Genomic DNA, 14,036 nt, shown 5'->3' on the forward strand with positions numbered 1-14,036 from the left:
GTGACGGTTCGTTACCAGTGGAGGCTAATGTGCCACGCGCTTGGTAAGGACGACGACGACTGCTTCTGCAGCGGCGCAGCTGGTAACGAAAGTCATGCGTTCAGTTTTCCCTCTGGTGAACAGGGTGTCAACGAGGGTGACCCCAGTCTCACCATGTGGACAACGCTGTCCACAAACTGATCTCCTCGTCAAGAGACCTTGCCTCAGCAACGCACCCAAACCCGGCAGGGCTTAATAAGGCTGATGCCGAGGGCCCCAAGCGATGCGGCGGCCGCGCCGCATCGCTTGGGAAGGCATCAGCCGGTGTAGGCGCCCTGGCTGGCGCTGTGCACCAGCTTGGCGTACTTGGCGAGCACGCCCTTGGTGTAACGGGCCGGCAGCGGCTGCCACCCCACTTTCCGGGCTTCAAGTTCGGCTTCCTCCACCAGCAGGTCGAAGCTGCGGGCGGCGATGTCCACCCGGATCCGGTCGCCGTCCTTCACGAAGGCGATGGGCCCGCCGTCGACCGCTTCCGGTGCAACGTGGCCGATGCACAGCCCGGTGGTGCCGCCGGAGAACCGGCCGTCGGTGAGCAGCAGGACGTCCTTGCCCAGGCCTGCCCCCTTGATGGCACCGGTGATTGCGAGCATTTCGCGCATGCCCGGACCTCCCTTGGGCCCCTCATAGCGGATGACCACGACATCGCCCGCTTTGATGGCTCCGTTGTCCAGCGCGTCCAGCGCACCCTGTTCGCGCTCGAACACGCGGGCCGTTCCTTCGAAGACATCGGCGTCGAACCCCGCGCTCTTGACCACGGCACCTTCCGGAGCCATGGTGCCGTGCAGGATGGTGATGCCGCCGGTCTTGTGGATGGGGTTGTCCAGCGCGCGGAGGATCTTACCGTCCACGTCCGGAGGGTTGATGGCCTCGAGGTTTTCGGCAACGGTCTTGCCGGTGACGGTGAGGCAGTCACCGTGCAGCAGGCCGGCGTCGAGCAGGGCCTTCATAATCACCGGCACGCCGCCGATCCTGTCCACGTCCGTCATGACGTACCGGCCGAACGGCTTGAGGTCGCCGAGGTGCGGGATCTTGTCGCCGATGCGGTTGAAGTCATCAAGGGTCAGTTCCACCTCGGCTTCGCGGGCGATGGCCAGCAGGTGCAGGACTGCGTTGGTGGAGCCGCCGAAGGCCATGGTGACGGCGATGGCGTTCTCGAAGGCCTTCCTGGTCATGATGTCGCGGGCGGTGATGCCTTGGCGCAGCAGGTTGACCACCGCTTCGCCGGACTTGCGGGCGAATTCGTCACGACGGCGGTCTGCCGAGGGCGGGGCGGCGGAGCCGGGGAGAGACATGCCGAGGGCCTCGCCGATGCAGGCCATGGTGTTGGCCGTGTACATGCCGCCGCAGGCGCCTTCGCCGGGGCAGATGGCCTTTTCGATGCGGGTGAGGTCCTCCATGCTCATCTTGCCGGCCGCGCACGCGCCGACCGCTTCGAAGGCGTCAATGAGGGTGACTTCCTTTTCCGAGCCGTCCTCGAGCTTGACCCAGCCGGGCATGATGGAGCCCGCGTAGAGGAACACGCTGGCCAGGTCCAGGCGGGCGGCGGCCATGAGCATGCCGGGGAGGGACTTGTCACAGCCTGCCAGCAGGACCGAACCGTCGATGCGCTCGGCCTGCATCACGGTCTCGACGGAGTCGGCGATGACTTCGCGGGAGACCAGGGAAAAGTGCATGCCTTCATGGCCCATGGAAATACCGTCGGACACGGAGATGGTGCCGAACTGCATGGGGAAACCGCCACCGGCATGGACGCCTTCCTTGGCACCCTGCGCGAGCCGGTTCAGGGAGAGGTTGCAGGGAGTGATTTCATTCCAGGAACTTGCCACGCCCACCTGCGGCTTCGCGAAGTCGTCATCCCCCATGCCGACGGCCCGGAACATGCCGCGTGCGGGGGCCGCGTGGATCCCGTCGGTCACAACACGGCTGCGGGGCTTGATGTCAGGCGTGCTCTCGGTTGCGGTCTGGGCGTCACTCATAGGGGAAAGTCTAGGGCTCGGACCGTCGCGGAAACGACCGCCGGACCAGGGTTAGGGCAAAAAAGCATGAAATACCTGCCAAATAATGGACTTCCATCTCATTATTTGAGACGCAGACTTGGGCCGGGCCGCCGCCGGCCACGCAGAACAGCTTCCGGGCAGCGCAGTCCCCCGCGTCGCGCGGCATCTCTGGACAGCAGTGGTGACCCGACGTAGCGTCAGGGACAGGACACCCAGCCACCTGGACCGAAGGGCCTGCCATGGACATTGTTTTCTGGATCATTCTCATAGTTGTCATCGTCGTCATCACCTGGTGGCTGCTGAACCGCAACAAGGCAGCCGGCCCCACCGGCGGATCATCAGCAGGGACCAGGACAGACGGAGCGCTTGAGGGCGGCAGCGCCGCAGCGTCCGCCCAGGCGGCAGGCACCACCGGTATCCCCACGGCGGCGGGGTTCGGAAAGCCCGCCGAACCGGCCGCCCCTGCCACTGCTGAGGAACCGGCGGATTCGTCGTCCACCGCATCCAGCACCGGCACGTCCCGCAGCAGCACTACAGGCAGCGGCACTTCAGGCAGCGGCGCCGCGGCCGGGCAGCATCATCACCAGGACCCATCACACGGCCAATCGCAGAACCAGGCTGCGGACCATGCTGCGGACCAGGCCGAATGGGAAACCCAATGGTCCGAGGCCGGATCCGGGCCAGGCTCCTCGGTAGTGGGTTCAGCCGGAACTCCTGCGGATCAGGCTGACCGGAGCGGTGCCTCCGCCGGGATGACTTCCGGTCAGGCTTCCCCGCCGGACGCCCGCCCGGTCCACCATGATGAATACACGACCCCCCACGCCCCCACGCTTCCCGGCGCTGAAACAGCAGCCGTGGAGGGCACGGACGACGCCGGCACGCCGCCTGTCGTGCCGGCCGGCGGACACGCTTCCCAACACCGGGCCGATTCCTCCGAATCAGAACACCGGCAGGAGCCGGCAGTACCTGCAGCTGCCGGTGGCAGCCAGGGGGAAGCCGCCGCGGCCGAAACGCTGGACCGCACCCAGTCCTCGGCCCTTGTGGAGAACGGCGCGGACCACCACCAGCCATCCGGGCAGGCGCAGGGCATGGACTCCGCTACGCCTTCCGGGCACCTGGCAGCAGATGAGCCATATGGGGCAGGTTCGGCAGCGGCGGGCCCCGACGGAAGCGGACCGGCGGACTACACGGTCAAAGGCGACGCCGCCGCGATGGTCTACTACGAAGAAGGACATCCCGACTATGAGCAGACCCGGGCGGAAGTCTGGTTTGAATCTGCTGCGCACGCGGAGGCCGCCGGGTTCCGGGCCCCGCGTCGCAAACGGCTTTAGCAGGGGGAAGGCCCGGCGCAGCGCGGCGAGCCTTCCCTGCCTGGCCGTGTGCCTTGTTCTGGCCGCGTGCACGGGAAGTTCCGGGCCGCCCGAACCGGCCACAGGCACGGCCAGCAAGGGCACCGCGGCGGGAACCGCCGTCGTGGTCCCTCCGCCGCCCACCGTCTCTGCCGCCGTTTCTTCCCCTGCCCCGGCCCCTCCCCCTGTTCCCACGGTGCAGGAACGGCTGGAACTACAACTGGACATCCCGTGGGCCGCCGTGTTCCTTCCGGACGGCACTGCCATCATCTCCGAGCGCGAAACAGCGCTGCTGAAGGCCGTACGGGGTGGAAAAGCCACCACGCTCGGCAAAGTCCCGGACGTGGTGCCCGCCGGCGAAGGGGGCCTGCTGGGCCTGGCGCTGTCCCCGCATTTTGACGCGGACCACGTGCTCTATGCCTACCTGACGGCCCGTGAGGACAACCGGGTGGTCCGGCTTACCGTCGAGGGCGATGCCGACGGTTCCCTGACGCTCGGCCAGCCCCAGGTGGTGTTGTCAGGAATACCAAAGGCCACCACCCATAACGGCGGCAGGATCCGCTTTGGCCCGGACGGCTTCCTCTATGTGGGCACCGGCGACGCCCAGCGCCGTGAACAGCCCCAGGACCCGAATGCGCTGGGTGGAAAAATTCTCCGGCTCACCCCCGACGGGGGCCCCGCCCCCGGCAACCCGTTCGGCAACGCCGTTTACAGCCTGGGGCACCGGAACGTCCAGGGCCTGGCCTGGGACGGATCAGGCCGGCTGTGGGCCAGCGAGTTCGGCCCGGACGTGGACGACGAGCTGAACCTGATCTCGCCGGGCGCCAATTACGGCTGGCCGCTGGTTACCGGCGCTCCCCACCGCGCCGAGTTCCAGGATGCCAAGGTGGTGTGGCCCTCCACCCGAGACTCTTCACCCAGCGGACTGGAAATCGCCGGAAGCGTTGCCTATCTGGGTGCACTCCGGGGCGAGCGCTTATGGGCGGTCCCGCTCCAAGGTACGGCGGCAGCTGATCCTGTGGCCTATTTCACAGGCGAGTACGGCAGGATCCGTGACGTAATCCGCACTCCGCAGGGCGGCCTATGGCTGCTGACGAACAACGAAAACCCTGATTTCGTGCTGGTTTTGCGCCCCGTCCAGTGATCCAGGCGCCGCCGCCGGCGCCGATTTCACTTGCACCAAAAGTTCGTGTAGAGTTTCATGTCGTTGCGGAGATCAACGGGAAAGAAAAAGCCCCGGGATGGAAGCAAACAAGATGCACCTCTAGCTCAATTGGCAGAGCAATTGACTCTTAATCAATGGGTTCCGGGTTCAAGTCCCGGGGGGTGCACCACTGGGAAAACAGCCTCCGGCTTGTGGAAACACAAACCGGGGGCTGTTTTGTTTTGCCCCCATAAATTTCCCCGCCAAGCGGACCTAACCCCTGATCGTTCCGCGGGGAATGGTCCTTCTACGGGGGAAATCTGCGACTGTGACCGCTGCCCCGCGCACAGGGCTTCATCGATTGCTCCGTACCTGCCGTTTTAAGGACTCAAAACGGCAGGTACGGAGCAATCGATGGGGGCGGGGAAAGGTCCGACGGCGGGCCGGCGGCTGGGCACAAAAAAGCGCGGCCCGGCTTTTCCAAGCCGGAGCCGCGCTTTCCTTAAGCGGTCTGCGATGCCACAGCTACTTGGCGGCGTTGTCCACCAGGGCAGCGGCGTTGCCGGGCGTCGTGGAGAACTGGCTGGCGAGTTCACGCACCACAGCCTTGAGTTCCTGCCGCAGCAGTTCGGGGTCGATCGACGCCGATGCCAGCACGGAGCGCTCCATCTCCACAGCCTGGGCCACGGCGTCCTTGCCCTGTTCGGTGAGCGACACCACATGGCTCCTGCGGTCCGAGGTGCTGCGCACCCGGACGATATGGCCGTGGGACTCAAGCCGGCTGAGCGTCTTGCCCATGGTCTGGGCCTGGACACGGACATACTGGGCAAGCTGCGCCTGGGTCATGGGTCCTTGCGCGGCAAGGACCTCGATGGCGATAACACCGGCGTGGGTTAGTCCGATGGCGCCAAGTTTTTCGTTCCATGAGTGTTCAACGAGGCGCGCAGCAGTGGACAGGAGGCGCCCTGTGGGCCAGTGATCCATATCAGGCATAGCAGCAAGTATAGCCAAGTGCCGATTAGCACTCGTCCCACCTGCTTACTAGGCTGTTGTGTCCCGCCCGCAACAAGGAGAAAAACAATGGCTGAAAGACTCGTTACCGGCGACAAAGCACCCGCTTTCACCCTGCAGGATTCAACGGGCAAGGACGTCAGCCTGGCTCCCCGGCCCGGCCGCTCCACCATTGTCTATTTCTACCCGGCCGCCTCCACACCCGGCTGCACCAAGGAGGCCTGCGACTTCCGGGACAGCCTCGCCTCCCTGCAGGCCTCCGGCTACGACGTCCTGGGCATCTCCCCCGACCCCGTTGAGAAACTGGCCAAGTTCGCTGCGAACGAATCGCTGACGTTCCCGCTGCTCTCCGACGCGGACCACGCAGTGGCCGAGGCTTACGGTGCCTGGGGCGAAAAGAAAAACTACGGCAAGACGTACCAGGGCCTCATCCGGTCCACTGTGGTGGTGGACCCGTCCGGCACCGTTTCCCTTGCCCAGTACAACGTCCGGGCCACCGGCCACGTTGCCAAACTGCGGCGGGACCTCAACCTGGACAACTGAGCCGTCCGGCGCCCGCCCCAGGCTCTCTGCACAGGACCCTCCCGGGCAGGCACCCGGGGCGACGCTACAATGGACACTGGCATCCGCCGTCGAACCTTAAAGGTTCGCGGCAGGACGCCGCGCGCGAGTGGTGAAATTGGCAGACACGCAGGATTTAGGTTCCTGTGCCTTCGGGCGTGGGGGTTCAAGTCCCCCCTTGCGCACCTGATGGATCCCCCGGCTTCGGCCGGGGGATCTTTGCGTTAAGCAGGAGCCGGTCCCATGCCGGATTCGTGCCTCGATTCGAAAAACTCCAAAGATCACCCATCCGCCGCCGCCCAGCGGCCGAATAGCCATTGAGACACCAGCCAAGGGCAGGTGCTTACACCAAGGCAAGGTGCAGGCCGCGGACACCGTCCAAAAGCGGCAGGCAAAACGATCCAAGGAGAACTGAAATGCAGACCTTCAAGCGCACCACTTTCACCGTCGCCGGCGTTGCAGCGGCAGCTCTGCTCAGCCTCACCGCATGTGGCGGTACCGGCAGCACCTCCGGATCATCGGCGTCGTCGGCGCCCATGTCATCCTCCCCCAGCTCCAGCATGGCGTCACCGTCCAGCTCCGCCATGGCCTCACCGTCCGCAAGCTCTTCGGCAGCCACCATGGACCCGGCGGCAAACCTGGTTGGCCCCGGCTGCGCCGCCTACGCCCAGCAGGTTCCCAGCGGTGCAGGCTCGGTGGAGGGCATGGCCCTTGATCCGGTGGCCGTGGCCGCCTCCAACAACCCGATCCTGACCACGCTCACGGCCGCTGTTTCCGGCAAGCTGAACCCCAAGGTTGACCTGGTTGACACCCTCAACGGCGGCGAGTTCACCGTGTTCGCACCGGTGGACGACGCCTTCAAGAAGATCGACGCCGCCACCATCGAGACCCTGAAGACGGACGACGCCCTGCTGAGCAAGATCCTGACCTACCACGTGGTTCCCGGCCAGATCACCCCTGACAAGATCGCCGGCACGCACGCCACGGTCCAGGGTGGCTCCGTCACGGTGACCGGCAGCGGCGACAACCTCATGGTGGACAACGCCAACGTGGTTTGCGGCGGCGTCAAGACCAAGAACGCAACGGTTTACCTGGTCGACTCGGTCCTCATGCCCAAGTAAGCACTCCCCCTGCCCCCCAACCAGGCCGGGCCCGCTCTGCAAAGGGCGGGTCCGGCCTTGGCGCGTCCCGCGTGTACCTGGGGTTGGCCCCAGGTCCTGTCCTCTAGACTGGTCCCGGCCCGCAAGCGGCGGAGCCGGCAGCATCCAGAGGTGATAAACGAGTGCCCAGCAGTACATCGCGGCGGACGGTCATCAAGGCCGGCGCCGTCCTCATTGCGCTGGGCGTGACGTCATGCACGGGAACGCCGTCCCCTTCCCCCACGTCCGGAACGCCAAGTTCCACGCCCGCTGAACCGGATGCCACGTTCAATTTCGGCACCGCTGCCCAGCCCCTGGGACTGGACCCCGCCCTGTCCAGCGATGTGGAGTCCCAGCGCATCACCCGCCAGATCCTTGAAGGCCTGGTGGGCGTTGACCAGACCACCGGCAAGCCCACGCCGCTGCTGGCCACGGAATGGAACGAGTCCAACGAAGGCAGGACCTACACCTTCAAGCTCCGCACAGGGGTGACCTTCCAGGACGGCACCCCCTTCAACGCCGACGCCGTCTGCACCAACTTCAACCGTTGGTTCGCCTTTCCGGCGGAGTTGCGGAAACAGGCGCCCGGCAGCTCGTTCAAGGGCGTGTTCAAGGCGCACTCGGACGAGCCTGGGCTGTCCATCTTCAAAAGCTGCACAACGGTGTCGGCCGACACCGTCCAGATTGACCTGACGCAGCGCTTCACGGCGTTCCTCCAGGCATTGACCCTGCCGGCCTTCGCCATTGCGTCCCCTGCAGCCCTTGCCGCCGGCAGGGCCGACGTCCTTGACCAGAACCGGGGCGGCCAGGCGATGTCCGCATTCGCCACCAACCCGGTAGGCACCGGACCCTTCACCCTGGCCGCATGGGGCAACGACAACGTCACCCTGTCCAGCAACAAGAGCTACTGGGGCGAGCGCGGCCAGATCGCCACCATCAACTTCCTGGCCTACAACCATCCCCAGACCCGCCTCCAGGCGCTGCTGGACGGAAAGATCGACGGTTATGACGCCGTCACCGTGGGGAATTTCGATCAGCTGGTCAAGCGCGGGAAACAGATTGTGCAGCGCGACCCCTTCTCGGTGATGTACGTCGGCATGAACCAGGACATCCCGGTGCTCCAAAACCAGAAGGTCCGGCAGGCGGTGGAGCTGGCAATCGACAAGGAAACCCTGATCCGGAAGTTCTTCATCGACAACACCGCCAAGGCCACGCAGTTTGTCCCGCCCAAGATCAGCGGCTTCAACAACGATGCGCCGGCACTCGGACACGATCCCTTGAAGGCCAAGGATTACCTCAAGGAGGGTGGCTACGCCGGCGAGGAACTGAAGTTCTACTACCCCATGAACGTCACCCGCCCCTACCTGCCCACGCCGGAGAAGGTTTACGCGGAGCTCAGCCGCCAGCTGACCGCAGTCGGCTTCAACATCCGGCCCGTCCCTGTTGACTGGTCCGACGGCTACCTGCAGAAGGTCCAGTCCGCCGGCGACCATGCGCTCCACATCCTGGGCTGGAACGGCTCCTACTCGGATGCGGACAACTTCGTCAGCCCGCTCTTCGGGGAGAAGAACGGCGAGTTCGGCTACCAGGATCCCCAGGTCTTCTCAAAGATCAACCGGGCACGTGGGCTGCCCGACGGCAAGGAGCGCGATGAGCTCTATCACACCATCAACGCCCAGATCGCGGCGACCGTGCCGGCTGTTCCCATCGCCTTTCCCATCTCCGCGCTTGCCCTGTCAGACCGCGTGCTGAGCTACCCCGCCTCCCCGGTCTTAAACGAAGTTTTCACGAAGGTCCAGCTAAAGCCTTGACGGCCCGGGTCAATTTCAGTATGCGGGCTGCGCGGGGATATTCTGTGACAGCCAGAGCCGCTGCAATCGGAGACTGATCGTGACCTTCATTTCCAAGACCCCACACGCCGACGTTGTCCTGATAGGCGGCGGCATCATGAGCGCCACGCTGGGGGCATTCCTCAAGCAGCTGGAGCCGGACTGGACCATCTCCCTGTTCGAACGGCTGGACCAGCCGGGCCTCGAAAGCTCAGATCCCTGGAACAACGCAGGAACGGGCCACGCCGCCCTCTGCGAGCTCAACTACTCCCCCGCAGCCAAAGACGGCTCAGTCAACCCCGCCAAGGCACTGCTCATCAACGAACAGTTCCAGCTCTCCCGCCAGTTCTGGTCCCACCTGGTGGACAACAACCTGATCGGTTCGCCCAAGGGCTTCATCAACACCGTCCCGCACATGAGCTTCGTGATCGGCGAGGACCACACCCGGTTCCTGAAGACCCGCCACGAGGCACTGAAGCCGCACACGCTGTTCCGCAGCATGGAGTACTCCGAGGACCACGCCCAGATTGCCAAGTGGGCGCCGCTGATCGTCAAGGGCCGCGACCCCCAGCAGCGCATCGCCGCCACCCGCGCCGCCGAGGGAACCGACGTCGACTTCGGGGCACTCACCCGCGAGCTGACCACCTATCTGGGGCACAACGGCGTCGAAATCAACTACAACCACGACGTCACCGGAATCTCCCGGGCGTCCGACGGCGGCTGGGACCTGACGCTGAAGCACCCCAAGTCCGGCGAGCACGGCAAGATCCACGCCAAGTTCGTCTTTGTGGGGGCCGGCGGCGGTGCCCTGCACCTGCTGCAGGCCTCCGGCATCCCGGAGAGCAAGGGCTACGGCGGCTTCCCTGTCTCCGGCCAGTTCTTCCGCTGCACGGACGAGGCCATCGCTGCCCAGCACAGCGCCAAGGTCTACGGCCAGGCGTCCGTGGGCGCCCCGCCCATGTCCGTTCCGCACCTGGACACCCGCTACGTCAACGGGAAGCGCTCGCTCCTGTTCGGCCCGTACGCCGGATTCTCCACGAACTTCCTGAAGAACGGCTCCTACCTGGACCTGCCGCTGTCCATCCGCCCCGGCAACATCATCCCGATGCTGGCAGTGGCCAAGGACAACATGGACCTCACCGCCTACCTGGTCAAGGAAGTGGTGAAGAAGCATGACCAGAAGGTGGAGGCGCTGCGCGAGTACTATCCGGAGGCAAAGGGCGGGGACTGGGAACTCATTACCGCCGGCCAGCGTGTACAGATCATCAAGAAAGACCCGCAAAAGGGCGGCATCCTTCAGTTTGGAACCGAAGTGATCGCCGGCCGCGACGGCTCCATCGGTGCGCTCCTGGGCGCTTCGCCCGGAGCCTCAACCGCTGTCCCCATCATGATCGAGCTCCTGCAGAAGACGTTCCCCCGGAACTTCAAGGGCTGGCAGGCCAAGCTCAAGGACATGATGCCCGGCTACGGGGTGAAGCTGGATGAGAATCCGGACCTTGCCGCGGAGCTGGAACGGGCAACGGCCAAGTCCCTCCAGCTGGAGAGCGTTTCCGCCAGCCACTGACCCTGCCGGGGCCAGCGGCTGGCACCCCCAGGGCATGTACCAGTCACTTAGACCCCCAGGAGACCACCCATGTTCCGGCTGGCGCACCTTTCCCTGGCGAACCGGGCCCTGATCGCCCTGATCACCGTCTTCGCCTCGGTCTTCGGCGTGATCACCATGTCATCGCTGAAGCAGGAGCTCATTCCTTCCATTGAGTTCCCGCAGATCACGGTGCTCAGCTCCATGCCGGGTGCGTCACCCGAAGTGGTGGACAAGCAGGTCAGCGGCCCGCTGGAGAAGGCGCTGAACGGCGTGGAGGGGCTGGAATCCACCTCCTCCACGTCCCGCACCGGCGTCTCCCAGATCACCATGGTGTTCACCTACGGGTCGAACCTGGACCGGGCCAGGAACCAGATTGACCGGGCCATCTCCAACGCCAAGCGGACCCTGCCCAGTGACGTCCAGCCGCAGGCCATCGCGGGGAGCATCAGCGACTTCCCCATCGTTTTCCTCGCCGTCTCCTCGGACAAGCCGCTCAGCGAGCTGAACGCCGACCTGCAGCGCCTGAGCGTCCCCCGGCTGCAGAAGATCGACGGCGTCCGCAGCGCCGATGTCACAGGGGGCGCGTCCCAGCATATCGAGATCCTCCCGAAGCCCGACGCCATGACGGCAGCGGGGACAAGTGTCACCTCCATCCGGGACGCCCTGTCCAACAACGGCGCGCTGGTCCCTGCGGGCACCCTGCAGGACCAGGGCAAGACCCTGTCACTCCAGATCGGCAGCCCGGTGGACTCCCTGGACGCCATCAAGGCACTGCCGCTGGCAGGTGCCAAAAACGGTGCAACCATCGGTACTGTCGCGGATGTTTCGCTCAAGGATGATGAACGCACCTCGATCACCCGCACCAACGGCGCCGAGACGCTGGCTATCTCCGTGACCAAGAAACCCGAAGGCGACACGGTGGGCATCTCGCACGCGGTGCGGGACTCCCTGAAGGACCTGGAATCCGAACTGGGATCCAACGCCAGGTTCACCCCTGTCTTCGACCAGGCACCGTTCATCGAAAAGTCCATCAAGGACCTCACCACGGAAGGCCTGCTGGGGCTGGGGTTCGCCGTCGCCATTATCCTGCTCTTCCTGATGTCCGCCCGGTCCACGCTGGTCACGGCGGTATCCATTCCGCTGTCCCTGCTGATCACGTTCATCGGCCTGTCGGCCACCGGCTACTCACTGAATATCCTGACGCTCGGCGCGCTCACCATCGCGATCGGGCGCGTGGTGGACGACTCCATCGTCGTCATCGAGAACATCAAGCGGCACCTGAGTTACGGCGAGGAAAAGTCGACGGCGATCCTCACCGCCATCCGGGAGGTAGCCGGCGCCATCACCGCCTCCACCCTGACCACGGTGGCCGTGTTCCTGCCGATCGCCTTCGTCGGCGAACTGGCCGGCGAACTCTTCCGGCCCTTCGCCTTGACGGTGACCATGGCACTGCTGGCATCGCTGCTGGTGTCCCTGACCATAGTCCCCGTGCTCGCCTACTGGTTCCTCAGGAACCCCAAGGGTTCGGCGGGCGCGGCGGCCGCCGGCTCCCCCGAGGCCCGGCGGATCGCCGATGAGGCGAAAGCGAAGGCCCACGACGCCGAACAGCGCAGCCGCCTGCAGCGCGGCTACCTGCCGATCCTCCGGTCCACCCAGAAACATCCGGTCATTACCCTCATGGCTGCGGTGCTGGTGCTGGGTGCCACCGGCGCCATGACACCGCTGCTGGCCACGAACCTCCTGGGCAATTCTGGACAGAACAGCCTGACCGTGCGCCAGGTACTGCCGGCGGGCACCAGCCTGGCCGACACCAGCGCCGCGGCCATCCGCCTCGAAGAGGCGTTGCGCGGGATCGACGGCATCAAGGACGTCCAGGTGACCTCCGGCAACGCCCAGGCCGGTTTTGCCGCACTCACGTCGACCGGCTCCTCCAACTCCACTTTCACGGTGGTGACGGACGAAAAGGCCAACCAGGCACGCCTGCAGGAGACTGTGCGCGCGGAGCTTGCGAAGGTCCCCGACTCGGGCAAGGTATCCGTGGGCACCCAGCAGGGCGGCTTTGGCACCTCATCCACCGTAGACATCACGCTGAAGGCTGCTGACAGCGCCGACCTGCAGGCTGCCAGCGACACCATGGTGGCGGCCATGGCCGGCGTGCCCGGCACCAGTGAGGTGGCCAGCAACCTGGCCGCCAGCAACCCAGTGGTCCAGGTCCGGGTGGACAGGGCCAAAGCCGCCGCCGCGGGCCTGAACGAGGAACAGGTGGGCGGGGTGCTGGCATCCACCATCAGCCCCATCCCTGCCGGCACGGTACGGATCGACACCAACGATTTCCCCGTCCGCATCGGCCAGGGCACCAAGTTCACCAGCATTGGCGCCGTCCGGAACATTCCGCTGCCGGCGGGAGGCCGGCCGGTGACGCTGGGAAGCATCGCTTCCGTGGAGCAGGTGGACGTCCCCGTCTCCATCACCGCCAGCAACGGTGAGCGCACCGCCAAGGTGTCCATCACGCCGTCGGGCTCCAACCTGGGCGCGGTGAACGCGGAAGTCCAAAAGCGCCTGGCCGATGTCCAGCTTCCGGCCGGCGTCACGGCGGAAATCGGCGGCGCCACCACGCAGCAGGCAGAATCGTTCCGGCAACTTGGCCTGGCGCTGCTGGCGGCCATCGCCATCGTCTACGTGATCATGGTGGCCACCTTCAAGTCCCTCATCCAGCCGCTGATCCTGCTGGTCTCGGTTCCCTTCGCGGCCACCGGCGCCGTGGCCCTGCTGCTGCTCACCGGAGTGCCCCTGGGCCTGCCGTCGCTCATCGGCATGCTGATGCTGGTGGGCATCGTGGTCACCAACGCCATCGTGCTGATCGACCTGATCAACCAGTACCGGCAGCCGCGTGACGGCCGGCCGGGCATGAACGTGGCGGACGCCATCACGAACGGTGCACGCCAGCGCCTCCGGCCCATCCTGATGACGGCACTTGCCACGGTCTTTGCCCTGACGCCCATGGCCCTGGGCCTCACGGGCGGCGGCGGGTTCATCTCACAGCCGCTGGCCGTGGTGGTGATCGGCGGCCTGGTGTCCTCCACCGCGCTGACCTTGGTCCTGGTTCCGGTGCTGTACCGCCTGGTGGAGGGGCGGCGCGAGAAGAAGGCGCTGCTGCGCGACCTCAAGGCCCGCCCGGAGTTTGGTCCTGCCGCGGACGTGGACGCGGAGTTCCGCGACTGGACCACCGGCCAGGTTCCGAAGGTCAGCGGGCGGCGCGCCGCTCCCGGCGCCGAATAAAACAGCGGAATATTTTCAGCCGTACTGCGTTGTATCCGGCGATAGATGCAAATGCATCTATATTGGCCTATACTGGAGCCAAGCCCAGCAACGGAAAGGCACG

At 65.5% G+C, this 14,036-nt stretch carries 9 protein-coding genes and 2 tRNA genes; 9 read left to right on the forward strand and 2 right to left on the reverse strand.

The features are described 5' to 3' along the window. Nucleotides 1-296 precede the first annotated feature (296 nt). Nucleotides 297-2,015 carry a dihydroxy-acid dehydratase gene (ilvD, locus tag FBY33_RS17195; RefSeq protein WP_142031574.1) on the reverse strand — a complete coding sequence of 573 codons (1,719 nt, stop codon included), beginning with the start codon at nucleotides 2,013-2,015 and terminating at the stop codon, nucleotides 297-299. Nucleotides 2,016-2,275: 260 nt separating this feature from the next. On the opposite strand from ilvD, the gene FBY33_RS17200 reads away from it, so the two are divergent. From FBY33_RS17200 to FBY33_RS17210, 3 genes are all read left to right on the forward strand, one after another. After that, nucleotides 2,276-3,367, forward strand: a complete 1,092-nt coding sequence (locus FBY33_RS17200; protein WP_142031575.1) for a sunset domain-containing protein — start codon at nucleotides 2,276-2,278, stop codon at nucleotides 3,365-3,367. A gap of 46 nt (nucleotides 3,368-3,413) precedes the next feature. Further along, nucleotides 3,414-4,529: a PQQ-dependent sugar dehydrogenase gene (locus FBY33_RS17205; protein WP_442858338.1), complete on the forward strand. Its 1,116-nt coding sequence runs from the start codon at nucleotides 3,414-3,416 to the stop codon at nucleotides 4,527-4,529. Between the two features lie 114 nt (nucleotides 4,530-4,643). Further along, nucleotides 4,644-4,719: transfer RNA gene (locus tag FBY33_RS17210), tRNA-Lys, on the forward strand. Nucleotides 4,720-5,054: 335 nt separating this feature from the next. Here the strand turns inward: FBY33_RS17210 and FBY33_RS17215 are convergent. Then, nucleotides 5,055-5,513, reverse strand: coding sequence for a MarR family winged helix-turn-helix transcriptional regulator (locus FBY33_RS17215; RefSeq protein WP_142033003.1), 459 nt, complete (start codon nucleotides 5,511-5,513; stop codon nucleotides 5,055-5,057). Nucleotides 5,514-5,609: 96 nt separating this feature from the next. On the opposite strand from FBY33_RS17215, the gene bcp reads away from it, so the two are divergent. The 6 genes from bcp to FBY33_RS17245 all read left to right on the forward strand — a co-directional run bounded on the left by bcp (nucleotide 5,610) and on the right by FBY33_RS17245 (nucleotide 13,933). Then, on the forward strand, nucleotides 5,610-6,083 hold the full coding sequence (gene bcp, locus FBY33_RS17220) for a thioredoxin-dependent thiol peroxidase (RefSeq protein WP_142031577.1): 474 nt from the start codon (nucleotides 5,610-5,612) through the stop codon (nucleotides 6,081-6,083). Between the two features lie 121 nt (nucleotides 6,084-6,204). Then, nucleotides 6,205-6,286 (forward strand) — tRNA-Leu (locus FBY33_RS17225). A 231-nt stretch (nucleotides 6,287-6,517) separates the two neighbouring features. After that, nucleotides 6,518-7,222 carry a fasciclin domain-containing protein gene (locus tag FBY33_RS17230; protein WP_142031578.1) on the forward strand — a complete coding sequence of 235 codons (705 nt, stop codon included), beginning with the start codon at nucleotides 6,518-6,520 and terminating at the stop codon, nucleotides 7,220-7,222. Nucleotides 7,223-7,383: 161 nt separating this feature from the next. Further along, nucleotides 7,384-9,051, forward strand: a complete 1,668-nt coding sequence (locus FBY33_RS17235) for an ABC transporter substrate-binding protein (RefSeq protein ID WP_200831417.1) — start codon at nucleotides 7,384-7,386, stop codon at nucleotides 9,049-9,051. A 79-nt stretch (nucleotides 9,052-9,130) separates the two neighbouring features. Continuing rightward, on the forward strand, nucleotides 9,131-10,633 hold the full coding sequence (locus tag FBY33_RS17240; RefSeq protein WP_142031579.1) for a malate:quinone oxidoreductase: 1,503 nt from the start codon (nucleotides 9,131-9,133) through the stop codon (nucleotides 10,631-10,633). A gap of 69 nt (nucleotides 10,634-10,702) precedes the next feature. Further along, nucleotides 10,703-13,933: an efflux RND transporter permease subunit gene (locus tag FBY33_RS17245; RefSeq protein ID WP_142031580.1), complete on the forward strand. Its 3,231-nt coding sequence runs from the start codon at nucleotides 10,703-10,705 to the stop codon at nucleotides 13,931-13,933. Nucleotides 13,934-14,036: the final 103 nt, after the last annotated feature.

This window comes from Arthrobacter sp. SLBN-112, assembly GCF_006715225.1.
GTDB lineage: Bacteria > Actinomycetota > Actinomycetes > Actinomycetales > Micrococcaceae > Arthrobacter.